Annotated in this window: 14 protein-coding genes; 9 read left to right on the top strand and 5 right to left on the bottom strand. The window is 73.6% G+C overall.

The window, feature by feature from the left end; translation table 11 throughout:
- The first annotated feature begins 21 nt into the window (after positions 1 to 21).
- From NBZ85_RS07475 to NBZ85_RS07435, 9 genes are all read left to right on the top strand, one after another.
- Positions 22 to 7,842 carry an SDR family NAD(P)-dependent oxidoreductase gene (locus NBZ85_RS07475; protein WP_438803068.1) on the top strand — a complete coding sequence of 2,607 codons (7,821 nt, stop codon included), beginning with the start codon at positions 22 to 24 and terminating at the stop codon, positions 7,840 to 7,842.
- Positions 7,835 to 9,349: a beta-ketoacyl [acyl carrier protein] synthase domain-containing protein gene (locus NBZ85_RS33980; RefSeq protein WP_261561708.1), complete on the top strand. Its 1,515-nt coding sequence runs from the start codon at positions 7,835 to 7,837 to the stop codon at positions 9,347 to 9,349. The genes NBZ85_RS07475 and NBZ85_RS33980 overlap by 8 nt, the downstream gene beginning before the upstream one ends.
- Positions 9,243 to 12,725, top strand: coding sequence for a type I polyketide synthase (locus NBZ85_RS07465; RefSeq protein WP_261561707.1), 3,483 nt, complete (start codon positions 9,243 to 9,245; stop codon positions 12,723 to 12,725). Before NBZ85_RS33980 ends, NBZ85_RS07465 begins: the two co-directional genes overlap by 107 nt.
- A 5-nt stretch (positions 12,726 to 12,730) precedes the next feature.
- Positions 12,731 to 13,075: a phosphopantetheine-binding protein gene (locus NBZ85_RS07460; protein ID WP_261561706.1), complete on the top strand. Its 345-nt coding sequence runs from the start codon at positions 12,731 to 12,733 to the stop codon at positions 13,073 to 13,075.
- Positions 13,076 to 13,134: 59 nt separating this feature from the next.
- The gene (locus NBZ85_RS07455; protein WP_261561705.1) at positions 13,135 to 14,037 is read left to right on the top strand and encodes an alpha/beta fold hydrolase; all 903 of its coding nucleotides are present in this window, start codon (positions 13,135 to 13,137) and stop codon (positions 14,035 to 14,037) included.
- Between the two features lie 7 nt (positions 14,038 to 14,044).
- Entirely contained in the window at positions 14,045 to 15,235 is a 1,191-nt protein-coding gene (locus NBZ85_RS07450) for a glycosyltransferase (RefSeq protein WP_261561704.1), read from the top strand.
- A 52-nt stretch (positions 15,236 to 15,287) separates the two neighbouring features.
- Positions 15,288 to 17,150, top strand: coding sequence for a class I SAM-dependent methyltransferase (locus NBZ85_RS07445; RefSeq protein ID WP_261555160.1), 1,863 nt, complete (start codon positions 15,288 to 15,290; stop codon positions 17,148 to 17,150).
- 93 nt (positions 17,151 to 17,243) lie between these two features.
- Positions 17,244 to 18,857, top strand: a complete 1,614-nt coding sequence (locus NBZ85_RS07440; RefSeq protein ID WP_261555162.1) for a DUF262 domain-containing protein — start codon at positions 17,244 to 17,246, stop codon at positions 18,855 to 18,857.
- Positions 18,857 to 20,107 carry a type II toxin-antitoxin system HipA family toxin gene (locus NBZ85_RS07435; RefSeq protein ID WP_261561703.1) on the top strand — a complete coding sequence of 417 codons (1,251 nt, stop codon included), beginning with the start codon at positions 18,857 to 18,859 and terminating at the stop codon, positions 20,105 to 20,107. Before NBZ85_RS07440 ends, NBZ85_RS07435 begins: the two co-directional genes overlap by 1 nt.
- Positions 20,108 to 20,192: 85 nt before the next feature.
- Here NBZ85_RS07435 and NBZ85_RS07430 read toward each other — a convergent pair whose 3' ends face one another.
- From NBZ85_RS07430 to NBZ85_RS07410, 5 genes are all read right to left on the bottom strand, one after another.
- Complete coding sequence (locus NBZ85_RS07430) at positions 20,193 to 20,972, bottom strand: TenA family protein (protein ID WP_261561702.1); 780 nt, start codon at positions 20,970 to 20,972, stop codon at positions 20,193 to 20,195.
- Positions 20,973 to 20,986: 14 nt separating this feature from the next.
- Positions 20,987 to 22,003, bottom strand: a complete 1,017-nt coding sequence (locus NBZ85_RS07425; protein WP_261555168.1) for an ABC transporter substrate-binding protein — start codon at positions 22,001 to 22,003, stop codon at positions 20,987 to 20,989.
- Positions 22,000 to 22,773: an ABC transporter permease gene (locus NBZ85_RS07420; protein ID WP_261561701.1), complete on the bottom strand. Its 774-nt coding sequence runs from the start codon at positions 22,771 to 22,773 to the stop codon at positions 22,000 to 22,002. The genes NBZ85_RS07425 and NBZ85_RS07420 overlap by 4 nt, the downstream gene beginning before the upstream one ends.
- Positions 22,770 to 23,594, bottom strand: a complete 825-nt coding sequence (locus tag NBZ85_RS07415) for an ABC transporter ATP-binding protein (RefSeq protein WP_261555171.1) — start codon at positions 23,592 to 23,594, stop codon at positions 22,770 to 22,772. Before NBZ85_RS07415 ends, NBZ85_RS07420 begins: the two co-directional genes overlap by 4 nt.
- A gap of 409 nt (positions 23,595 to 24,003) precedes the next feature.
- Positions 24,004 to 24,972, bottom strand: a complete 969-nt coding sequence (locus NBZ85_RS07410) for a type IV toxin-antitoxin system AbiEi family antitoxin domain-containing protein (protein ID WP_261561700.1) — start codon at positions 24,970 to 24,972, stop codon at positions 24,004 to 24,006.
- Positions 24,973 to 25,188 lie beyond the last annotated feature (216 nt).

Here is a 25,188-nt window from a genome sequence, read left to right as displayed (position 1 = left end):
GGCGTGTCGAGCAGGTCGGGCGTGTCACCCGCGGCCTCCCCGGCCCGCCCCGACACGCCCGACCTGCTCGACACGCCCGACCTGCTCGGCGCCTCCGACCTGCTCGAAGCGCGCGAACTGGTAGTCGTGATCACGCCGTTCGCGCAGCCCTCCGCAGCCCTTGTCGCCGCGGCGACGCGGGCGGGCAGCCTCGGCGTGCTCGACCTCGGACGGTCCGCTCAGGCGGCGCGAAACGCCCTGCGGGACGCCGCCCGCTGGACGCCGGGACGGTTCGGGGTGCGCGTCGCCGCCGGCTGCCCACTCGACCCGGACGAGCTGCCCGACGCGGTGGATCTGGTGGTGCTCGCCCCCCGGCTGGTCGGCGCTGCGACCGGTGTCAGCGTAGTCGCAGGTGACCCGGGAACAGATCGGCGCTGGGAGCCGGGAGAGTTGATCCGGCGAGGCCTGCGGGTCTGGGCGGAGGTGATCTCGGTCGCCCAGGCCCGCGGCGCGGTCGCGGCCGGCGTGGTCGGGCTCGTCGCCAGGGGCAACGAATCGGGCGGTGTCGTCGGCGACCTGACCACGTTCACCCTGCTGCAGCACCTGCTGGCCGCCGGGCTGCGCGACGCCACGGGCGGCGCGGTGCCCGCCTTCGCCGCCGGGGGGATCGGCCCCGCGACAGCGGCGGCGGCGGTGGCGGGCGGCGCCGCCGGGGTCGTACTGGATTCCCAGCTCGCCCTGGTCCGGGAGATGGAGCTGCCCGAGCAGGTCGCCGCGGCCGTGCGGGCCATGGACGGCAGCGAGACCATCCTCCACGGGGGCCACCGGCTCTACGCCCGGCCCGATCTGCCCATCGCCGCCCTCGCCGGGCGGACCGAGCGGCCCGCCGTCGACCTGCGCGACACCGGCGGTGAACTCGCCGCGGACGGCGCGGTCACCGCCCCCGGGGCCGGCGGCGACGGCGATGGCGCGGCTGGTGGAGATGACGCGGCTGGTGGAGATGGCGCCGCGGTCGCGGCCCGTCTCGGCGCCCGAGACCTGGTCGAGCAGTTCCTTCCGATCGGCCAGGACGGCGCGTTCGCCGCTGCCCTCGCCGACCGTTACGGCAGCGCCACCGGGGTGGTGCGGGCGGTGCGGGCGGGCATCCGGGACGGCATCGCGGCTGCGGCCCGCACCCGTCCGCTGGCCGTCGGCGCGCCGTTCGCGGCCGCGCGAGGGCTGCGCCATCCCGTCGCGCAGGGGCCGATGACCAGGGTCAGCGACCGGGCGGCGTTCGCCCGCGCGATCGCCGACGAGGGCGGCCTGCCGTTCCTCGCCCTGGCCCTGATGAGCGGAGAGGACAGCCGCGCGTTGCTGACGCAGACCGCCGACCTGCTGGGGGACGCGCCGTGGGGCGTGGGCGTGCTCGGCTTCGCCCCGGCGGACCTGCGCAACGCACAGCTCGCCGCCGTGCGGGACGTGCGTCCACCGTGTGCGATCGTGGCCGGCGGGCGGCCGGCGCAGGCGGCATCGCTGGAGGCGGCCGGCACCGAAACGTTCCTGCATGTGCCGTCCCCGCGACTGCTGGACCGATTCCTGGCGGACGGGGCCCGCAAGTTCGTCTTCGAGGGCCGGGAGTGCGGCGGTCACGTCGGGCCGCGGGCGAGTTTCCCGTTGTGGGAGGCGCAGATCGCGGGACTGCTCGCGTTCGGCGAGAGCGACCAGGCCGGCCCGGACTTCTTCGCCGGACTGCACCTGCTGTTCGCCGGCGGGGTGCACGACGCCCGCTCGGCGGCGATGGTCGCCGCCGCGGCCGCTCCGCTCGCTGAACGGGGCGCCGGCATCGGCGTGCTGATGGGCACGGCCTACCTGTTCACCGATGAGGCCGTCGCCTCCGGCGCGATCCTGCCCGGCTTCCAGCAGGCCGCCCTCGACTGCGAGCGCACGGTGCTGCTGGAGACCTCCCCGGGGCACGCGACCCGGTGCGTCGAGTCCCCCTACGTCCACACCTTTCTGGACCGGCGCCGCGAACTGCTCGCCGCCGCCGCTCCCCGCCAGCAGATGTGGGAGGAGCTGGAGGCGCTCAACCTCGGCCGGCTGCGGGTGGCCAGCAAGGGGCTGCGCCGCGACGGCGGCGAGGTCGTCCAGGTCGGCCCGGCGGCCCAGGCCCGGGACGGCATGTTCATGATCGGGCAGGTGGCGGCCCTGCGCTCGGACCGCACGAGCGTCGCCGCCCTGCACGACGAGGTGACCACGCAGGCCACCGCCGCTCTCGCCGACCGCGCCGCCGAACTCGGCGTGCCGGCCGGGCCGGGGCTCACGCTCGGGTCGGCCGACGGCACGCGGCGCCCGGCGGGCGGCTCGCAGAACGGGGCGAACATGGACGATGTGGGTACCGGCGGCGGTGGGCGGGGCCGGGCGCCCGGCGTCGCGGGCCGGGCGACGGCGACGGCGAGGGCGACCGAGGCGGACTCCCGTCCCGCTGGTCAACCGCTCGACATCGCGATCGTCGGGATGGCCGCGATCTTCCCCGACGCGCCGGACCTCGCCTCGTTCTGGGCGAACGTCGTCGCCGGCAACGACTCGATCCGCGAGGTGCCCGCCGACCGCTGGGATCCCGAGGTGTACTACCGGGCCGACGCGGTGGTGAAGGACGCCGGGCGCCGCACCCCGTCGAAGTGGGGCGGTTTCCTGCCGCAAATCCCGTTCGACGCCCTGGCCTACGGCATTCCGCCGCGGTCCCTGCGCAGCATCGAGACCAGCCAGCTGCTCGCCCTCGAGGTCGCCACCCGAGCGCTGCGCGGCGCCGGCTACGACACGGGGCAGAAGGCGGCCGGTGAGGGCCGGCCGTTCGACCGCTCCCGCGCCTCGGTCGTCTTCGGCACCGAGGCCGGCACCGACCTGTCCGGCGCCTACGGGCTGCGTTCGCTGTGGCCGGGGCTGCTCGGGCCGTTGCCCGCCGAGCTCGACGAGTTCCTGCCCGAGTTGGACGAGGACTCCTTCCCGGGCATGCTCGCGAACGTCATCGCCGGGCGGGTCGCCAATCGGCTCGACCTCGGCGGGGTCAACTTCACCGTCGACGCGGCGTGCGCCTCGTCGCTGGCCGCGCTCGACGCCGGCTGCAAGGAACTGCTCGCCGGCAGCTCGGACCTGGTGCTCTGCGGCGGAGTGGACACCCACGCCGGCGCGCACGACTTCCTGCTGTTCTCCTCCGTGCATGCCCTGTCACCGGGGGGACGCTGCCGCAGCTTCGACTCCGGCGCCGACGGCACCAGCCTGGGTGAGGGCGCCGCTGCCGTCGTGCTCAAGCGGCTCGCCGACGCCGAGCGGGACGGCGACCGCATCCACGCGGTCATCCGGGCCGTCGCCGGCTCCTCCGACGGCCGCGCCCTCGGGCTGACCGCGCCGCGCAAGGCCGGTCAGGTGCTCTCCCTGGAACGGGCCTACACGCGGGCGGGCATCTCGCCGAGCGACGTCGGCCTGCTGGAGGCGCACGCCACCGGCACCGTCGTCGGCGACCGCACCGAGCTCGCGACCCTCACCGAGGTGTTCACCGACCACGGCGCGACCCCCGGCCAGTGCGCAGTCGGCTCGGTGAAGTCGCAGATCGGGCACACCAAGTGCGCCGCCGGCCTGGCCGGGCTGATCAAGGCGGCGAAGGCGGTCGAGACCGGCGTGCGCCCGCCGACCCTGCACATCGACACCCCCAACACCTACTGGGACGCCGACACCAGCCCGTTCTACTTCGACGAGGCCGCGAAGCCCTGGGCGGCGCCCCCAGGCCGGCGCCACGCCGGGGTGTCGGCATTCGGCTTCGGCGGCACCAACTTCCACGTTGTGCTGTCCGCCTACGACGGCGGGCCGGAACCCGCCCACGGCCTGGACCACTGGCCCGCGGAGCTGTTCGCCGTGCGCGGCGCCGACCGGGCGGCCGCCGGTCGGGCACTGGACCGGCTCGCCGCCCTGGTCGGTACGAACGACGACGCCGGGCGGCCGTTCCGCCTGCGCGACCTGGCCCGAACCACCTGCGCTGCCGGCGGCGGCCCGGTGCAGGCCGCGTTCGTCGTCGAGGATCTCGACGAGCTGCCCGCCGCCATCGAGGCGGCTCGCACGTTCACGGCGAATCCCCGCGCCGGGCTGTTCGTCCGTGCCGACACCGAGCCGGGCGCGACCGCCTTCCTGTTCCCCGGCCAGGGCAGCCAGCGGCCCGGGATGCTCGCCGACCTGTTCGTCGCCTTCCCCCGGCTGCGAGCCGTGCTCGACCTGGCCCCCCAGTGGGTCGACACGATGTTCCCCCCGGCCGCGTTCACCCGGGAACAGAAGGCCGATCAGGTGGCGGCGATCACCGACACGCGGGCGGCCCAGCCGACGCTCGGCCTCGCCGGCCTCGCCGTCCATGATCTGCTCACCGGGCTCGGGGTCCGGCCGGACCACGTCGGCGGGCACTCCTACGGCGAGCTGGTCGCCCTGTGCGCCGCCGGGGCGCTCGACCGGGCGGACCTCGTCGGGCTCAGCGAGGCGCGGGCCGCCGCGATCCTCGCCGCAGCCGGGGACGACCCGGGCACGATGGCCGCCGTCCAGGCGCCCGTCGAGCGGGTACGCGAGGTGCTCGCCGGGCTCGCCGGCGCCGCGGGCGGCGCCGGCCACGTTGGCGGCGCCGGCCACGTTGGCGGCGCCGGCCACGTTGGCGGCGCCGGCCACGTCGTCATCGCCAACCACAACGCCCCGCGGCAGTGCGTGATCTCCGGGCCGACCGCCGCTGTGGGCGACGCCGTGGCGGCCCTCGGCCGGGCCGGCATGACCGCCCGGCCGATCCCGGTGGCCTGCGCGTTCCACAGCCCGGTCGTGGCTGCGGCCGCCGGCACGCTCGCCGACCGCCTCGCCGCGCTCGACGTCGCCGCACCGGCGCTGCCCGTGTGGTCCAACACCACCGCCGAGCCGTACCCGTCGGCGCCGGAGCAGGTGCGGGCGACACTCGCCGGCCAGGTGGCGGCGCCGGTGCGATTCGACGAGCAGATCGAGGCGATGTACGCGGCCGGCGTGCGCACCTTCATCGAGGCCGGCCCCGGTCGGGTCCTCTCCCAGCTTGTCGGCAAGATCCTCGGTGAGCGGCCGCACCGGGTCGTGGCCACCGACGTCGCGGGGGAGTCGGGGCTGCGCCGGTTGCTGTTCGCGCTCGCCGAGCTCGCCGCGGCCGGCGTCGGCGTCGACCCGGCGCCCCTGTTCACCGGGCGCGACGCGCGGGTGGTGAGCGCCACGGGCGTTCCGCGCCGGCCCGGCTGGTTGATCGACGGGGCCTACGTGCGCACCGCCGACGGCCGCTTCCTGCCGGGCGGGCTGCGGCCGCCGACCCGGCTGGCCCGCGCCCTCGGCCCGGGAACAGACGACCCGGCGACGGCGGCACCCGCGGCATCCATGGTCCCCGCGGCATCCATGGTCCCCGCGGCACCTGAGGCACCTGAGGCACCCACGGAGAGACCGTCCGTTGCGGCACCCTCCGTCGAGTTTCCCGAGATCGAGGGCGTGCGGGGATTCGTCTCGCAGAACTCGGCGCCGCCGCTCGTGCCCGCTGACCTGACCGATGATCCGGCGGTCCTCGCCGCCGGCCTGCCCGAGCTTGGAGGTGGCGGCCCGGTGGACGCTGTGGTGTTGGAGTTCCTGCGGACCACCCGCGAGCTGGTCGCGGCACAGCGCGACGTGGTGCTGGGCTACCTGGGCTACGACCCGACCGGCCTCGGCCGCCCGGCGGCGCGCGACGGCATCAGCGCCGTCCCGGAGGTCCCCCACCAGGCTCAGCCGGGGCAGGCACGGACCGCCGGCACAGCGGCGACTGCGCCGGCGCCACGACGACCCGTGTCGGACCCGGCGGGCGTCGATCTGCCGCCGGTCGTCGCTCCGGCGGCTGCCACCATGCCGGCGGCCCCGGCCCCGGCCGTCGTGGCGCCGGCGGCTCGGCCCGCGGGGTTGGATCGGTCGGCGGTGTTGGACGCGGTGGTGGGGGTGATCGGGGACCAGACGGGTTATCCGGTGGAGATGCTGGAGCCGGATTTGGATCTTGAGGCTGATCTGTCGATTGATTCGATCAAGCGGACGGAGATCCTGGGAGAGTTGGCGGCGCGGTTGGGGCTGGTGGATGCGGGTTCGGGGGAGTTGGGCGAGGAGGTCGTCGAGGAGCTGGCGGCGATCAAGACCGTCCGCGGCATCGTCGACTGGATCGTCGGTTCGGCCTCCGGTGGAAGTGCGCCCAGCGCGGCCAGCGCACCCGGTCCGGCCAGCGCTTCCACCGCGGCAGCGCGGGTGATCGGCGAGTCGTCCGAGGCGATTGCGTTGCGTCGCTTCGTCGTCGAGCCGGAGATTCTGCCCGTGCCGGCCGGTGCGGCGCCGGTCAACCTCTCCGGCTCCCGGTTCCTGCTGGTGGAGGGTGGTCTCGGGGTCGGCCTGGCGCTTGCCACCCGGCTGGAGCAGGCGGGCGCCGAGGTGCGGATCATCGCCGCCGACGACACCGGCCTCGTCGACCAGATCCGGGCCGGGGTCGGTACCGACGGCCTCATCTGGATCGCCTCCGCCGACCCGGATGCGGACGAGCACGCGATCCTGCCCGGCGCGTTCCCCGCTCTACGGGCCGCCGCTCTCGGCGGCAGCCGGCGGGTGCTCATCGCCACCGGCGACGGCGGGCGGTTCGGCCGGGCCCGCGCCGCCCGCCCTGGCACGACGCCCGACCCGCGCACGATCGACACCCTGGAGTACGCCCGACGCGCCGACGCCGGCGAGTTCACCGTTCGCCCGACCCCGGGCGCGGGGCTCGCCGGTCTCGTCCGCACGATCGCCCGGGAGGTCCCCGGCCTGGCGCTGCGCCTCGTCGACGTCGAGCCGAAGGACGAACCCCGCCGGATCGCGGACGGCCTGCTCGCAGAGCTGCTTACCCCCGGCGGACCGCTGGTCGTGGGTTACCGGGACGGGGTGCGCGCGACCCCGCGGGTGCGGCCCTCGGACGCCGCCGGGGCCGGCGACCTGCCGGCCGGGCTCGGACCGTCCTCGGTCGTGCTGCTCACCGGCGGCGCCCGGGGTATCACCGCGGCGGTTGCCATCGAGCTCGCCCGGCGCAGTGGCTGCGCCGTCGAGCTGATCGGGCGCACCATGCCACCCGCCGGGCCGGAGGACCCCGCCACCGCGGGCGCCGCCGACGCGCCGGCGCTGCGCCGCGCGTTGATCGAGACCGGCGTGCGTCGCCCGGCCGAGATCGAGGCCAGCGTCGCCCGGCTGCTGGCCGAGCGGGAGGTGCGGGCGACGCTGGCGACCCTGGGCGGCCTCGCGTCCTCGGTGCGGTACCACGCGGTGGACGTGCGCGACGGCGCGGCCGTCGCCGCGGTGGTGGCCGACGTCTACACCCGCCACGGTCGCCTCGACGGGCTGGTGCACGGCGCGGGCCTGCTCGCCGACCGGCTGTTGCGTGACAAGACGCCCGAGTCGTTCGACCGGGTCTACCGGACGAAGGTCGACGGTGCCCGGGCGCTGCTCGCCGCGGTGCGCGACGACGTCGGCTTCGTCGCCCTGTTCGGCAGCGTCGCGGGGGTCTTCGGCAACCGGGGCCAGGCCGACTACGCCGCCGCGAACGATGCCCTCGACACGCTCGCGAGCGCGGCGGCGGGGCGTTTCGCCGGCCGTGTCGTCAGCGTCGACTGGGGCCCCTGGGCCTCGCCGGCCGGCGCCGCGGGTGGCGGGATGGTCTCGGTGGAGCTCGCCCGCGAGTACGCCCGCCGCGGCATCGGCCTGATCGACCCGGCCGTCGGGGTCGCCGCGCTGCTGCGCGAGTTGGCGGGCCCGTCCAGCGGGCCGGCGCAGGTCGTCTACATGTGTGCCGACATGGGGGTGTTCGATGCGTGACCCCGGCGGCGGGCCCGGGGCGCCGCCGATCGCCGTGGTGGGGATGTCGGCGCTGTTCCCGGGCGCCGGCGACCTCGACACGTTCTGGCGCAACATAGCCGGCGGGGTCGACGCGATCCGGGCGCTCCCGCGGGATCGCTTCGACGTCGACGACTACTTCCCGCCCGAGCGGTCGCCCGGCGCGGGCGCGGTGCCGGCCGGTGCGGCGGACGGCTTCTACTGCCGGCGCGGCGGCTTCGTCGACGAGTTCGCGACGTTCGACCCGACGGCGTTCGGCCTCGTGCCGAACTCCGTCGACTGGGCCGAGCCGGACCAGTTGCTGGCGCTGCGGCTCGCCGCCGAGGCGATCACGGACGCCGGCGGGCCCGACGGGCTCGGTGACGCCGAGCGGGTGGGCGTCGTGCTCGGCCGCGGCGGCTACGTGGGATCCGGGGTGGCCCGGCTCGAACAGCGGGTGCGGACCTCCCGCCAGCTCGTCACGACGCTGCGCGAGGTCCTGCCGGACCTGCCCGCCGACGCGGTCGAACGGGTCCGCGAGGCGTTCGTCGCGCAGCTCGGCCCGGCCCGGCCGGAGGCGTCGATCGGCCTGGTGCCCAACCTCGCCGCGTCCCGCATCGCGAACCGGCTCGACCTGCGCGGTCCCGCCTACACGGTGGACGCGGCCTGCGCGTCGTCGCTCATCGCCGTCGAGATGGCGATGCGCGATCTCGGCTCCGGCCGTACCGACACGATGATCGTCGGCGGTGCTCACCTCGTCCACGAGCCGTCGTTCTGGAGCGTGTTCTCCCTGCTGCGCGCGTTGTCGCCGAGTGAGGCGATCCGCCCGTTCGACCGGCGGGCGGACGGCATCCTCATCGGCGAGGGCGTCGGCATGCTGGTGCTGCGCCGGCTGGCCGACGCCCGCCGCGACGGCGATCGGATCTATGCGGTGCTGCGTGGCGCCGGCACGTCGAGCGACGGCCGCTCCGCCTCCCTGATGGCCCCCGCCGCCGACGGGCAGACCCTCGCCGTGCGCCGCGCCTGGGCGGACGCCGGGCTCGACCCGACCGCACCGGGCGCGATCGGCCTGGTCGAGGCGCACGGCACGGCCACCCCGACCGGCGACGCGGTGGAGCTCGCCACCCTGAGCCGGATCTTCGGCACGGCGGCCGCGGCCGGCACGGGCGGCGCGGGGCGGGCGGACATCGGGATCGGCTCGGTCAAGTCGATGATCGGCCATGCGATGCCCGCGGCCGGCGCGGCCGGCCTGATCAAGACCGCGCTCGCCCTGCACCACCGGGTGCTGCCGCCGACGCTGCACTGCGACGAGCCGCACGCCGCCTTCGCCGGCAGCCGGTTCGCGCCAGTGCACGCGGCGACCGACTGGGACACCCCGGCGGGCGGCGGTGGCGGCGCCGCGGGTGGCCGACCCGGCCGCGGAACCGGTCCTGCTGCTCGCCGGGAGCAGCCCGGCGGAGCTGCTCGCGCAGCTCGATGCCCCGGATGCGGAGCTGCTCGACCGGGATGACGCGGCGAGCCCGCCGTCCGGCGGCCCCTGGCGGCTCGCCCTGGTCGCGCCGAGCCCGCGCCGGCTCACGCTGGCCCGCGCGGTCGTGGAGCGGGGCAACCCGTGGCGGGGCCGCAACGATCTGTGGTTCACCCCGGCCGGCCTGCTCGACCCCGCCCGGCCCGACGGGACGCCACCCGGGCAGACGGCGTTCCTGTTCTGCGGCCTGGAGGACAAGTTCTCCCCGCGCATCGACGATGTCTGTGCGCATTTCGGGCTCGACCGCCCGGCCCTTGACGGCACCGGGATGCTCGGCCGGCACGGCGTCGCAAGTGTCGAGGTGGGGCGCATCCTCGACGAGGCGCTGCGCCGGCTGGGAATCGTCCCGGACCTCGTCGGCGGGCACAGCATCGGCGAGTGGAACGCGATGATCAGCAGTGGGCTGATCGCCGGCGAGCTCGCCGACGCCTTCATCGCCGGCTTCGACCCGGCCGCGCTGGAGGTGCCCGGGGTCGTCTTCGGGGCGCTGGGCTGCGGCGCCGTGCGCGCCGCCGAGGTCATCGCCGACCTCGGCGACATCGTCGTCTCCCACGACAACTGCCTGCACCAGTCGATCATCTGCGGGCGCGAGGAGAACGTGCGCACCGCGCTGGAGCGGCTGCGCCGCGAAGGTGTACTGGGGCAGGTCCTGCCGTTCCGCTCCGGCTTCCACTCCCCGTTCCTCGCCCCCTACGTGGACCGGCTGCGGACCAGCCTCGCCAGCACCACTCTCGGCGAGGCGACGATCCCGATCTGGTCGGCGACGACGGTCGCGCCCTACCCGCGCGAGCACAACGCCGTCCGGGCGCTCGCCCTGCGCCATCTCCTCGAACCCGTCCGTTTCCGCGAGCTCGCCCGCCGGCTGCATGACACCGGGGTTCGTGCGTTCGTCCAGGTCGGCGTGGGCAGTGTCGCCGGGTTCGTCGACGACACGCTGCCCGGCCACGACCACATCGCGCTGGTCACGAATTCCCCGAAGCGGTCCGGCCTGGACCAGCTGCGCAGGGTGGCCGCCGCTCTGTGGGTGGAGGGCGCGGCCCCGCGGCTCGACCTGCTGCCCTGCCGGACCCGCCCCGAGCCGCCCGCCACCCCGGCGCCGCTCCCGGTCTCGGCGCCGGCCGGGCGGCGCATCGAGCTGCCGCGGCGCCGCGGTGCCTCCGTCCGGCTGAACCTCGGCGCGCCGCTGGTGCGCCTCGGACCCGCGGGCGCGGACCTGCTCGGCTCGACACAGCCGACCCACGCCGCCCTGGGCTCCGCCCTCGGCCACCCGGTGCTCGATGAGCTGCGTGCGGCGCTCGCCGACGCGGATGCGGTGATGTCCGCGGTCGTCGATCGGTGGGCGCTCAGCCCCACGGCCCCGCCGGGATCGCCGCCTCGGCGGCGCGCCGTGCCCGTGGCAGGCGGGGTGGGTAACCCACCCGGCGGTGCCGGCGGCGGCGTGCCGGCGCCCCGCGATGCTGGCGTGCGCGACTCCGGGGGCGGCGTCGTGCCCGTCCTCGGTGGAGGTGCTCCGCCTGCCTCCGGCAGTGGTGGGGCGCTGGCGTCCGCGCCGCGGACCGTCCGTCGCAGGTTGTCCCTGGCGTCGATGCCGCACATCATCGACCACTGCTTCTACCGGCAGCCGCCGGGCTGGAACGACCTGTCCGACATCTTCCCGGTCGTGCCGATGACCGAGGTGCTCGAACTCATGATTGAGCAGGCCGCGGAGATGATGCCGGGCCGCGTGCCGATCGGCCTGCGGGACGTCCGGGCGCTGCGTTGGCTCGCCATCGAACCCGCCGTGGAGGTGTCGGTCACCCTCGCCTCGGCCGGGCCGGATGCGGTGCGGGTGACCATGGAGGGTTACGCCCGCGGCACGGTCGTGTTCGCCGACGACTACCCGCCGTCCCCGTGGACGACCGCGGCCACCGCGGACCTGCCGGCGGGCCCGACCGGTCCCGTACTGCCCGGCGAGCGGCCCTCCCGCCACCAGGGCAAGGACCTCTACGCCGGTCGCTTCCTCTTTCACGGGCCCGGATACCAGGGCATTCACCACATCGAGGCGATCGCCGCGGCCGGCATTCGCGGGCGGTTGCGGGTGCCGTCCGCGTCCGGCGCGTTGCTGGACAACGCCGGGCAGCTGTTCGGCTACTGGGCGATGGAGACCCTGCCCGAGGACTCGTTGCTGCTGCCGCAGTCCCTGGCCGACCTGAGCTTCCACGGCCCGGCGCCGATGGTGGGCGACCTGGTCGACTGCGTCGTGCGGATCCGGCAGGTCACCGGGCGCACGGTGACCGCCGATATGGAGCTGCGCCGCCTCGACGGGTCGGTGTGGGCGGTCGTGTCCGCCTGGACGGATCGGCGTTTCGCCAACGACGACGTGCTCTGGGCGATGGTCCGCGCCCCGGAGCTGCACACCGTGGCCCAGCCCTCCGGTGAGGGTTGGGTGGTCGCGCTCGACCGCTGGACCGACTCGGCCTCGCGTGAACTGATCGTGCGCCACTACGCCGACGCCGCGGACCGGGCCCGGCTGGCGGGCCTCAACCCGCGGGCCGCGCGCGGCTGGCTGTTGGGGCGCATCGCCGTCCAGGACGCCGTCCGGCGCTGGCTGTGGGCACGGGGCGCGGGGCCCGTCTGGGGGATCGAGGTCCGGATCGACCACGACGCCCGCGGCGCCCCGTTGGTCGGCGCCCTGCCGGCGCGGCCGGGCATCCCGGCCGGTGACCCCCCGTGGGTCTCCCTCGCCCACAAGCCGGAGCTGGCGGTGGCGCTGGTGTCCGCGGACGGGGCGGTCGGCATCGACATCGAGCAGATCACCGTGCGGGCGCCCGGGGTCGAGGCGGCGGCGCTCGCCCCGGCCGAACGCGACCTGCTCGACCGGGTCGCCGGCGGCGACCCGGAGCGCCGGGCGTTGTGGTTCACCCGGCTGTGGGCGGCGAAGGAGGCGGCCGCGAAGGCCGAGGGCACCGGGCTCGCGGGCCGGCCGCGCCAGTTCGTCGTCGACGGCCCGCATCCGCCCGGACGCGCCTGGGCCGCGGCCGACTGGGCCGGGCACGCACCGCCCGAACTGGTCCGGGTCACCCGCTACGAGGATGGTCCCGGCGGGCCGCTTCCGGCAGGCTCGCGGTGGGTGGCGTTGCGTACGGTGGATGCCTCCGGCCAGATCCAGCCGGAAGGCGGCCAACCCGGGGCCCCCGAGCCGGATTCGGGCGGCGTCGGCGACCGGGCTGTGGCGAGGGACGTACGTTCCGCCACCGTCATCGATCAGGAAGCAGCGCGTGACGGTGCCCCCGCCCGTCGGGCCGGTGCCGCGACCTATGTGGTCGCCTGGACCTCCCCCGAGGTTGAGGCGAGCGGCCTTCCGAACAAGAAGGAGTAGCGATCATGTCTGTTCAGGCGACGGCGGGACCGGGCAGTGCCGGCCGGGCGGAGAACGAGACGCGGGTGCTCGGCGAGATCAGCGAGGACCTGCGCGAGATCATCGGCGAGGAGTATGTGATCGACATGGACATCGCCATGGAGAGCACGTTCAGCCATGACCTCGAGCTGGAAAGCATCGAGTTCGTGGCGCTTGCCGACCGGCTTCGGGAGCGCTACGGCGAGGCAGTCGACTTCGTCGGCTTCCTCGCCACGATGGACGTCGACCAGGTGATCAACATGCAGGTCGGCGAGGTCGTCCGGTTCATCGTCAACAGCCTGCCGGTGGCCGCGACCGCCGGTCTGGCCTGACGGCCGCCCGGAGCATCCGGGCCAGACCGGAGCATTCAACCGACAAGGAGGCAAGGTCCGTGGCAGAGGTCATCGCGAACGGCGTCCGGCTGCATGTGCAGCGGCTCGAATCCCGTGCGGGAGCGTCCGCGGACTCGCCGATCGTGGTCATGGTGCACGGCATGGTGATGGACAACATCTCCAGCTTCTACTTCTCGCTGGGTACCAGCCTGGCCGACGCGGGCTGCGACGTCATCTGCTACGACCTGCGAGGCCATGGCCGCAGTGAGCGCACCCGAGGGGGCTACCGTCTCGCCGACTCGATGGCCGACCTCGCCGGGCTGCTCGACGTGCTCGGCGTGGACCGCCCGGTGCACGTCGTCGGCAACAGCTACGGTGCGACGCTGGCCCTGGCGTTCGGGTTGGAGTTCACCGCCCGGGTCGCGAGCCTGACGCTCATCGAGCCGCCGTTCCTCATCGAGGGCCTGGGCAAGGAGATGGCCCGTTCGCTGAGCCAGGTCCTCGTCGCGATGAACGATGACGAGGTCGAACAGTGGCTGGCCAACGGCGCCGGCCGGGCGGTCAGCCGCACGGCCCGGGCCGCCCAGCGCCTGCTGTCCGAGACCACGATCGCGACCGACATGTTGGCGACGCCGCCGTTCTCCGCCGAGGCGCTCGCCGCACTGCGCATCCCGGTGCTCGCCGTGTACGGGGAGAACTCCGACATCATCGGGCAGGCCGCCGGGCTCGCCGCCCTCGTCTCCGACTGCTCGCTGATCGTGCTGGAGCAGCACACCCACATGGTGCTGCGCGAGGCCACCGCCTACCTGCGCACCCTGTTGAACTGGTGGCTGTTCGACCGGTGCACGCCACCGCCGCCCTACGTCCGCGAGAACGACCGGAGCTTCGCCACCCCGGCCTGGGTGACGCAGATGGTGCCGCCGCCCGACCTGAATGCCGGGCGCCGCCCGGCGGTGGGCTGACGCGGCCGTGAGCCGCCTGCTGTTCGTCGTGCCGCCGCTGACCGGGCACGTCAATCCGGCCGTGGGGATCGCGGGGGAGCTCGCCGCCCGCGGCCACGAGGTCGCCGTCGCCGGCCATGCGGGAGTGATCGGCGAGCTGGTCCCGCCGGGGCTGCCGCTGCTGGCGCTGCCGGAGACGCTCGACGAGGCCGACCGTGCCGAAATCGTGGCCCGCTCGCGGGCACTGCGTGGCGCGGCGTCGCTGAAGTTCCTGTGGGAGGACTTTCTGCTGCCGCTGGCCGCGGCGATGGAACCGGCGGTCGACGCGGCCGTCGACGCGTTCCGCCCGGATGCGCTGGTCATCGACCAGCAGGCGGTCGGGGCGGCCCTGGTCGCCCGCCGCCGGCGGCTGCGCTGGGCCACGCTCGCCACGACCCCGGCCGAGCTCGACGACCCGTACGGGGTGATGGCCGGGCTCGGCCGGTGGATCACCGATCTGCTGCGGGACTTCCAGCTCGCGCGCGGCGTGCCCGCCGTCGAGGCGGCCGCCGGCGACCTGCGGTTCTCCGACGAACTCACGCTCGTCGCGTCCGTGCGGGAGCTGCTGCGCAACCCCGAGGTGCCCGGTCACGTCGCGTTCGTGGGCAGCCCGGTCGGCCGGCGGGCGCAGACCGCCTCGTTCCCCTGGGAATGGTTGGACCCCGACCGTGAGGCGGTGCTCGTCTCGCTCGGCACGGTGACCCGGGAGGCCGGTGGGCGGTTCCTGCGGGCCGCCGCGGAGGGCATGCTGGGCCTGGCCGGCCGGGCGCAGACCATCCTCGTCGCTCCGCCCGGGCTCGTCGACGACCTGGCCGCCGCCGCCCCCGGCGACCTGCTCGTGGCCCCGATCGTGCCGCAGGTCGACCTGATGTCGCGGCTGTCCGCGGTGGTCTGCCACGCCGGCAACAACACCGTCTGCGAGTCCTTATCGCACGGAGTCCCGCTGGTCGTCGCCCCGGTTCGCGACGATCAGCCGGTCATCGGCGAGCAGGTCGTCCGCAGCGGCGCCGGGCTGCGGATCAAGTTCGGTCGGGCCGGACCCGCTGCCGTGCGCGCCGCGGTGACATCCCTGCTCGACGAGCCCGGTCACCGGGAGGCCGCCGGCCGGCTGCGCGACTCCTTCGCCGCGGCGGGAGGGGTTGCGGCCGCCGCCGACCGGCTTGAGAAACTCGTCGCATGATGTTTCGCTGGCGCGGTGGCGCCGAAGTCGGGCCGGTGCGGGGCTGACCGGCGTGCTCGACTGGCTGCCGGTCCTGGTCTGCGTCGGCCTGCTCATCAACGGGGTGCGGCTGCGTGGCCGGCTGCGCCGGTTGGAGACCCTGCCCGCCTCCGGTCGACCGGTGGATCCGTCGCACGAGTTCCTCGTCGCCGACGGGGTCCGGCTGACCGACAGCGGGCGGCGTGCGGCAAGCTACCACGCCAGCAGGGACAAGCTCGACGTCCTCGACCTCGTCCCCGCGGACCTCACCGTCGAACGCGCCCTCGACCTCGCCCGCATGGTCGACACCCGCACCTACCGCACCGATCGGTGCGTGCCCGGCCGCGGCGCCTTCCAGGCGTTGCTGGTCCGCTCGGAGATCCTCGACCGGGCCGGCATCACCCGCCGCGAGGGTTTCGACCAGGTGGAGCTCGTCGACCTCACCGAGCGGCTGAAGACCTTCGCGTCCGGGTCGACCGACCTTGCCGTGCTGCCGGGGCTGCGCGCCGCCCGGGAGGACGCGGCGGTGCGGGTGCGGGTCCAGCAGCGGGCGTACCGGTTCACCCGGCGCAACCAGCTCTTCCCCTTCGTGCCCCAGCTCGCCACCGCCATCGGCGTGCACGTCAACCGGCCGTGGGGACTCGCGGCCACGGCGCTGTTCTGGTTCCAGCCGTTCTTCGTCTGCGCCGGCCGGGTGCCGTTGTCCCCCCGCGACCTGATCCGTTCCCCGATCGTGCGCATCCTCAGCGGGGCGCTGTTCGTCATCGACTCGGTGCGCGCCGGTCGCGCGCAGGCCGCGCGGGCCGCCGAGGCCAAGGCCGCCGGGCTGCCCGCCGACCCGGTCAAGCACGAGAAGAAGCAGCGAACGGCGGCTAGCCGGGCGTCCTACGGCCGCGACGTCCGCGCCGGCCTGGCCCGGTTCCTGCGCCGCGCCCGCGTCGACTGCCCCTGGTGCGGCTCGGCGGAGCTGGCCACCCGGCTCGACTCGCCCGACATGTTCCTGCGTAAACCCGGCCGATTCCGCCTCGACGGCTGCCGGCGCTGCGGCCACGTGTTCCTCAACCCGGCGCTGAGCCCCGCCGGCCGCGAGTTCTACGACCGGGACCGTTACGACGGCCTGCGCGCCGGGATCGCCGAGCAGGCCCTGGCGGTGATCGCCCGCGACCGGCGCGGGCAGGCCGCCGCCGTGCGCCCGTTCACAGTCCCGCGCGCCTGGCTGGATGTCGGCGCCCGCTACGGCCACTTCCCGAACGCGGCCCGCGAGGTGTGGCCGGCGACGGTGTTCGACGGGGTCGACACGTTCCCCGGGCTCGACGAGGGCCTGCGACGCGGCTGGCTCGACCATGCCCACCACGGCCGGCTGCCCGATGTCGTCGACGCGGTCGCCGGCCGCTACGACGTCATCAGCATGTTCGGCTACCTGGAGCGCACCGACGACCCGTCGGCGGAGCTCGACGCCGTCGCCAAGGCGTTACCGCCCGGCGGGCACGTGCTGTGCGAGCTGGCGAACGTCGAGTGCCACCAGGCCCGCCTGCTCGGCCGGTTCTGGGCCGGCTGGGCGGTGCCGGAACGGGCGCACCTCATCCCGGTGGACAACCTGCTCGCCGCGCTGGAGGACCGGGGCCTGCGGCCCGTCCTGGTGCGCTTCGCCGCCAGCCGCGGGCTCGGCGACCTCACCGCCGCCCTGTTGATCGCCGTCGCCGCCATCGCGCCGCGCCCGATGCCCTGGCTGCGCCAGGCCGCAGGCCCCGCCCACCTTGCGGCCTGGGCCGCCATGATGGCGGTGGTCAGCCCCCTGCTGATCACCGCCCGGCTCCTTGACCGGCTCGCCCGGCGCTACGTTCACGGCGCCGGCTTCGCGGGCACCTACCTGATAATCGCCCGCAAGGAGGTCTAGGACCGAGAGTAGTCTGTCAATCAGCGTGGCGTCTTGGCCGGTGAAAAGATTGCGAACCACTGGAGGACTACGGACATGGCTGGGGGGATGCCCTTGGAGTTTCCCGCCTTCATCTCCATTCCGGAAATCGTCGAGCGGGTCCGCTCCGGCGAGATCAGGATCCCGACCTTCCAGCGGTCCTTTGGCTGGGACGCGAAAGACGTGCGCGATCTCTTCGACAGCCTCTACCGGGGCATTCCGGTCGGCACGCTTATCTTCTGGCGTCGACCCGGACCGGCCGGCCAGATCCAGCTCGGCCCGCTCTCCCTCACCGTCCCTGATGTCGGCGACGCGCTCTGGGTCGTGGACGGCCAGAAGCGGATCATCTCGCTCGCGCTGGCACTCTCGCCCGATGTCGACGATACGGACGACGCGGGCGAAAGGTTCGCGGTCTATTTTGACCTCGGCACGAAGAAGTTCGTGCACCCGGGCGAGGGGCTCATCTCGACACGGGCGATTCCGCTGCACGAGTTCCGGGCGTCCAGCGACCTTTTCGCCTGGCTGCGAAATCACTCCGAAGATCTGACAGAAGAGGACTTCGAGGCAGCCCACCGGCTGAACGACTCCCTCCGGAGTTATCGAATTCCCGCGTATGTGGTGGCGAGCGATGACCGGGATCTGATCCGGTTGATCTCTGGCCGCGTGAACTCCGCAGGTAAGACGATGAGTCGTGCCGAGGTGTTCCGCGTCTCTTTTGCCGGTCGGCCCGAGCCGAGTAGCCCGGCAAGCGTGGCGAAGGAGCTGGCGGCGCGCGGGTTCGGCACGATTCCCGAGCGCTATGTACGACAAAGCCTCCTCGCCATCCGCGGCGGTGACATAAATCGTAGCCTGGACGAGGAGTTCTCGCCCACCGAGGATCCTGCTGACTGGTACGACCGCACCGAGCAGGCCATTGCCAAAGGTATAGGTTTTCTGCAGGGGATCGGTGTTCCGCACCGCGAGCTCGTGCCGAACATGGCGCCACTCCCGGCTCTTGCCGCGTTCTTTCATCTGTACGAAGACATCGATCCGTGGATTGGTCGACTCCTCGCGCGCTGGCTCTGGCGGGGATGGGCGCACGGTTTCGGCGAGGGTGGTTGGCCAGCGGCCCTCCGGAAGATAGTGGCCGGGCCCGATGCCCCGGCAGCAGATTCGGATGTCGGACTTTCCGAACCGTACCGGTTCGTGCGGGCATTGCTCCACTCGGTGCCAGACCGGCCGCCGCCAGGTGTCGACCTGAGCAACGTGAACCCAGTCGGGGCCCAAGGCAGCCTTGTCCTGCTCGCGCTGTATTCACTGCACCCTCTCGACGCCGGCGGGAATCCGGTCGATGTCGCCGGCGAGCTGGAGGAATTTGGGACCGATGCGGTAACCGAAATTATTCCCGACATCCAAAACTTTGCTCGACAGGCCGCCAACCCTGCCCTGTGGCCGCCGAGTGCTCCGCCGCTTCTCGAGGTGCGGGACCCGCACATTCTTGCGAGCCATGCCATCGATGATCAATTGGCCAATCTATTGGCCAATTGGCGCGATTGGCGCGATTGGGGCCGGGACCATTTTCTGCGTGCCCGCGGACGCGCGATCGATAAGATAGTGCACGACTTCCTGGACAGCCGGCTCGAGCCCGGCTCGATAATTCGACCTCCGCTCGGCGATCTACTGGTCGCCGGGCTAGGAGATGAGATCTAGTGGTCAGCGCGCGATCCCTGACCGTTCAGCTCCAGCACAGCACCGGCGACTGGGTGGATGTCGGAGACCTGCACAGTGAACACCAGAAGAACTGGTTCAAGCTGCGGGAATCGTACTGGAATCTTGCGAATCGTCCGGTGCTCGGCCAGATCTTCGAGGAACGAGGGCCGGTCTGGAAGCCGAACGCCCATGTCGCCCTGCCTCACTGGTTCTCGCACCTTCTCCCCGAGGGTCTCCTTCGCGAAGCGGTGTCCGACGCGGCGCACATCAGTAGCGCCCGCGAGTTCGAGCTCCTGTCCAGACTGGGCGGCACCGATCTGCCCGGTGCCATCCGAGCCGTGCCAAGTTCGGCGCCGCCATCGGTCGACGTGCCGTCCAATCGCCTGCCAGCAGAGCCAATCTCCACCGAAGGTGACGACCCACTCCTGAAGTTCAGCCTCGCCGGGGTCCAGCTGAAGTTCTCGGTGTACGGGAGCTCCCGCGGGCTCACCGTCCCCGCGCAAGGCCAGGCGGGTAACTTCATCCTCAAACTCCCGGATGGTCGGCCAGGCTTTTCTGGCGTTCCCGAGGCTGAGCTGGGGAGTCTCGAGCTTGCGCGGAGCGTCGGCATCGAGACGCCCGAGGCTTTCCTGGTGTCGCCGGCCGACGTGGCCGGTCTAGAGGAGTGGGCGGCGCGAGCTCCTGGATCGGCGCTTGCCGTGCGCCGGCTCGACCGCCGGGAAAACGGAAACCGGGTGCACATGGAGGAAATTGCGCAGGTGATGGACATCCCGACCGGGCGCGGTACCGCCAAGTACACGCGGGCGAATTTCGAGACCATTGCCGTACTGGTTGAGGCGCTCTGCGGCACGGCCGCGGTCGGTGACGTGATCGACCGTCTCGTGCTCAACGTACTGGTCGGAAACGGGGATGCCCATCTCAAGAACTGGGCGATCAGCTATCCCGACGGCCGGCTGCCGGTCCTGAGCCCGGTCTACGACGTCGTGCCGACGGTGCTGTACATCCCCAAGGACGACCTGGGGCTCAACCTGAGCAGGTCGAAGAGCTTCGAGGCCGTCACCACGGGCAGTTTCGACTATATCGGCAGCCGGACGGGGTACGGCATTCCGGCGGCCAGACAGCGGGCGCGTGACGCCACGGCCCGGGTGCTGGCCAACTGGACCGTCCTCAGGGACTACCTGTCGCGGGATGCCTTCGACAAGCTGTCCGACCGGCTCCGCACGTTGCCTCTCGTCGCCGAAGGAGACTGATCGACGCCCCGGGTTCCTGGCCGCGCGCAGCCAGGAACCCGGATCCGCCAGCCACTCAGACTGGCCGGTTACCCAATCTGGCCGGTTACTCAATCGGCCACGTCTCGCGGCGCCAGGCGGCATCCCAGAACATCCACTCGTAGCGTGCGGTCACCACGAAGTGTTCCGCAGCGCGCGCCAGCTCCGGCGCCGACGCGTCCGCGCCGACTCGGTCGATGAGGGCGACGACCCGGTCGGCCACCGCCTGGAACGCCGGGTCACCGTAGGCGGCGATCCACCGGGCGTACACCGGATCGGGGGAGGAGTCGGCGAGCAGCCGCGCGCCGACCCGGGCGTAGATCCAGTAGCACGGCAGCACCGCGGCGAGCCCCTCCAGGAAGGAGCCGCCATAGACGGTGGCGAGCAGGTAGCTGGTGTAGGCGCGCGTCGTCGGCGCCACGGTCGCCACGCCGCCCGGCGGAGTACGGCTGGCCTCCTGGTCGGCGGACGCGAGGTCGGCGGGCGCGAGGTCGGCGGGCGCGGAGTCGTCGGACGTGGGGCCGTCGGACGTGGGGCCGCCGAGTGCGTCGAGGAGGTCGGCGTGCATGTCCTGCTCGGCGGCGACCGCCTCGGCGGCGTCGTTCGCGAGCGCCCGCACGTCGTCCTCGGTGGGGGCCTTCGCCGCGCAGATGGCCAGGGCGCGGGCGTAGTCACGCAGGTAGTGGGCGTCCTGGACGACGAAGTGGGCGAAGGCCGCCCGCGGCAGGCTGCCGTCGGTGAGCCCGGTGAGGAACGGGTGGGCCAGGATCGCCTCGTAGACGTGCTCGGTGGACGCCCACAGCCGCGCGCTGAACGGCGGCGAGGGCGTGCCGTCCGTGGCGGTCACGGCTCCTGTGGCGGTCAAGGCTTCGGCAGGTAGTCGTTGGTGACGACGTCCGCCGTCGGGACGGTCGCCTTGATCAGCCCTTCGGTGTGCATCCAGGTGATGAACGACGCCCAGGCGCCCGGGTCCATCCGGCCGAAGCCGGCCGGGTTGCGCAGCAGCGGGGCCGTCGCCTGGACCATCTTCGGCAGCAGCTTCGGGTCGTACCCGTCGGCGACGCCGGTGAGCGTCGTCGTGGCCTTCGCCGGGTCGTCGAGGGCTCGCGCGTTGCCGGCCGCCGTGGCGCGCAGGAAGTCGCGGACCAGCGCGGCGTAGGCCGGGTCCTTGGCGAGCCGGCTGCGGCGGGCGACGACGACCAGCTCGTCGTACTGCGGCACGCCGGCGTCGGTCACCGGAATCACCTTCGGCGCGAGGCCGCGGTCGGCGAGGGTGACGCCCTCGACGTTGCGGTAGGCGCCGAGGGTGGCCTTCACCTTCTTGGAGATCATGGCGGGCAGCAGGTCGGCGCCGACGTCGACGCGGTGGATCGAAGCCGCGTCGAAGTGGTTGGCCTTCGCGATGGCGTCGAGGAAGGCGTCGTCGGTGCGCAACCCGGAGGTGCCGACCGTGGCCCCGGCGAGGTCGGCGGGCTTCGTGATGCCGGCCGAGCCCACGGCCATGATCGAGTTCAGGGCGGTGGGGATGAGGGCGCCGACGGCGACGACGTCGAGCTTCTCGACCCCGGCGATGACCACCTCGGGCTCGTAGGAGATGCCCAGGTCGACGGTGCCCGTGCTGACGAGCTTGAGCGGATCGGACGGGTCCGACGGCGAACGCAGGGTGACGTTCAGCCCGGCGTCGCGGTAGTCGCCGCCGTCCAGCGCCGAGTACAGCGCGAGATGATCCGGGTTGGGTTCCCAGTCGAGCAGCACCGTGGCGGCCCGGGGCTTGGCGCCGGACGAGCCGTCGGAGCCGCAGGCCGCGACGGCGGCGAGGGCGACGGCGGCGAGGGCGGCCGCCGTCATGGTCAGCCGGCGCGAGTGCGGCGAGATCATCTGGTGTTCCCTTCTCGGGTGGGATTGCGGTGCCAGGGTACGAGCAGTCGTTCGGCACCGTTCACGAGTGCGAACAGCACCACCGACATCGCGGTGAGCAGCACGATCGCGGCGAACACCAGCGCGGACTGGAGCTGGGGGACACCCTGGCGCATCACGTGGCCGAGCCCGTCGGAGGCGCCCGAATACTCGCCGAAGACCGCGCCGGTCGCCGCGTAGGCGGCGGCGAGCCGCAGGCCGGTGAACACCGAGGGCAGCGCTGCCGGGAACTCCACCCGGGTGAAGATGGCGACGCGCCGGCCGTGCAGCGTCCGCATCATCCGGACGAGCTCCGGATCGACCGAGGCGAGACCGTCGAGGGTGCCGATCACGACGGGGAAGAAGCAGATCAGTGCCACCAGGATGAGCTTCGGGGTGATGCTGTACCCGAAGATGATCGCGAGGATCGGCGCGATGACGACGATCGGGATCGTCTGGGAGCCGATGAGCAGCGGGTACAGGGCTCGGCGCGCCGCGGCGGAGAAGTGCAGCGCGCAGCCGAGGGCGAGCCCGGCGGCGACCGAGATCGCGAAACCGAGAACGATCTCCGTGAGGGTGACCCAGGTGGCGCTGCGCAGGGTGCTGCCCCACCGGTCGACCAGCGTCGTCGCCACCTGGTCCGGCGCCGGCAGGATGTACTCCTCGACGTGCAGCACCCGGGTGACGAACTCCCAGGCGCCGAGCAGCACGGCGCCGACGAGGACACTCGGCCACAACCGCGTCGCGGTCAACGGGCGGCCTCCAGGTGGGCGAGGACGGTGTCGCGCAGCGCGACGAAATCAGGGTCGGCGAGCCGGGCCCGCCGGGCCGCGGCGCCGGTGCCGGCGTAGGGGGGAACGTCGACCGACGCGACGACCCGGCCTGGGCGGGCCGACATCACCACCACCCGGTCGCACAGCAGCAGCGCCTCCTCGACGTCATGGGTGACGAGGACGACGGTGCGGGGCTCGTCGGCGAGCATCGCGCGCAGCCAGTCCTGCAGGTCAGCCCGGGTGATCGAGTCCAGGGCGCCGAACGGCTCGTCGAGCAGCAGTACCGGCTTGCCCGCGGCCACCGTGCGCAGGAACGAGACCCGTTGGCGCATGCCACCGGAGAGCTGCGCCGGCCGGTGGTCGGCGAACTCGGCGAGGCCGAACCGATCGAGCAGCGGCTGGACGCGCCGCGACGCCTCCCGGCGGGACAGGCCCTGGTTCTCCAGCGGGATCCGGGCGTTGGCGAGCACCCCGCGCCAGGGCAGCAGCAGGTCGCGCTGGGGCATCCAGGCGCAGCGGGCCAGCCGGCCCGGCGCGTCCGCGGCACCGAGGACGTCGATGGTGCCGGCGTCCGGGTCGGTCAGCCCGCAGATCATCGACAGCAGGGTCGACTTGCCGCACCCGCTCGGGCCGACGATGCCCAGCCGGCTGTGCGCGGGGACGGTCAGGTCCGCGCCGGCCACGGCGTCGGTCTGGCCGAACCGCTTGGCGACCCTGTGGAGCTCGACGCCCGTCCCGACCGGCTGAAGGGGATCGGACGACGACCGGGCCGGCGGCGGGCTCGAGCGGCGGGCGAACACGACTTCTCCTCTTTTTCCTTGCTGCTCCTGCGCGGCTGTTCCTGCGCTGGTGCTGTCCTGCGGCGGCCACGAGCATGTTCCGACGGGCGCGCGGCGGCGCGTGGCTGGTCGGGCGTGGACCGTCGTCGGGTGATGAGCGCCTCGCGAGGTCCGGTCAGGCGGCGACCGGTCGAATGAGGACCGGCCGGGCGACCGCGGGACCGCGGAGGGAAACGATCGGAGCCGGGCGCACCACGGCCATCACTCCCTACGCCGGAATTACCCGGACAGGTTCAGGCGGTCGGCGGCGCCGGGCTTCTGCCCAGCCGCCCTCTCAGCCCCCTCGGGTGGAAGCTCCCGCAACGTTCGCCCAAAGTACGGCATGGTCAGGCCGCCGCCAACCCCTGGCCTGCGGGTCGCTGTCGCCGCGTCAGGAAGCCAGGGCCTGGTGGGGGCGGGCCGTCGGCGGTACCCAGCCCCGTTCGCGCAGGGCCCCGGCGACGATCGCGGCGGCGTCGTCCGGTGCGGTCCGCAGCAGGCGCGCCGGCAGCCGGACCAGGATGTCCTGACCGGGGTCATGCTCGGTGACCGATTGGCTTACGGTAGATCCGACCTCGACCCGAACCCGCCACGGCTCGTAGCGCACGGTCAGCCGGGAGGTCGGCTCGTCGGGCGGACCTTCGACCCGGTAGCCGGCGGGTGGTAGCTCCTGGCGCCGCTCGATGCGGCGGAACATGATCTCGGTGAGGTGCGGCGCGTCCGCACCGAGCCGATCCAGCGTCTCGGTGATCAGCGTGCGCCGGCTGATCGGGCCGCGGCGGGACAGCGCCTCGCGCAGGTCGCGGACGGTGGCGAGGCGTTGGTGCACCGCGTCGGCGAGGAGGTCCTGCGCCAGTGCCCGGGACGCCGCCCACTCCGCCATGTCGATCACAGACCGGGCCGGTGTGGTCCGTCGGGGCAGCCGAAGCGGGTCGATCTCGGTGATCTGCAGGCGTGCGCTGTGCCGCAGGAGCACCCCCGGCGGGGCGCTGACGCGGCGGTCGGCAGGGACGAGCACGGTTACCGGCTGGGTGTCGTAGCCGACCAGCCCGGCGAGCGCCGCCGCGCACCCACCTGCGAGCACCGCATCCGGGCCGATGGCCTGCACGACGGCCCACAGGTGCTGCGGGCCGGCGGCGGCGGCGGGGGCGAGGTCGGTGATCAGGACGCCGCGGAAGGGCTGGCGCCAGCGGCCGTCGTTGAGGCGCCGGCGGATCTCGGTGCGGGGGATGCCGGCGGCGACCGCGTCGCGGATCGTGATCACACCGGCCTGCGTGGTGGCGATCTCCTGCCAGGAGAGTCGGCCAGGGTTATGGGCCATGAGAAGACGATGACGGTTGTTCTTCTGTTGTGCCAGCATCTTTCTCTGGTTGTGGATAACTGCGTGCGGCGTTCGCCGGTCACGCCGGGTTCGGTGGCTGCCCGCCGATGCGGCGCCGCCCCCTGCGCGGAGGCCCCCCCTCGGCGCGCCTGCGGCCGTCGGCCGGTGGGTCCTCCGCGAGCCGCCCGGGGCCCGCGGCCTGCGAGTCCGGGCCCGTCGCGGGCTGCTCCCCGACCGGGACCCAGCCGCCGGGGG

Origin of the sequence: Frankia tisae (assembly GCF_025403405.1) — a bacterium.
In the GTDB taxonomy this organism is placed as follows: Bacteria; Actinomycetota; Actinomycetes; order Frankiales; family Frankiaceae; genus Frankia; species Frankia tisai.
Note: the sequence above shows the minus strand (reverse complement) of the source record. Positions and strands in the feature narration are given on the sequence as shown.

Excerpts from the sequence above, each read along its gene's own strand:
- NBZ85_RS33980 (WP_261561708.1), top strand. The coding sequence starts at position 7,835 with ATGCGTGACCCCGGCGGCGGGCCCGGGGCGCCGCCGATCGCCGTGGTG.
- NBZ85_RS07460 (WP_261561706.1), top strand. The coding sequence starts at position 12,731 with ATGTCTGTTCAGGCGACGGCGGGACCGGGCAGTGCCGGCCGGGCGGAG.
- NBZ85_RS07425 (WP_261555168.1), bottom strand. The coding sequence starts at position 22,003 with ATGATCTCGCCGCACTCGCGCCGGCTGACCATGACGGCGGCCGCCCTC.
- NBZ85_RS07410 (WP_261561700.1), bottom strand. The coding sequence starts at position 24,972 with ATGCTGGCACAACAGAAGAACAACCGTCATCGTCTTCTCATGGCCCAT.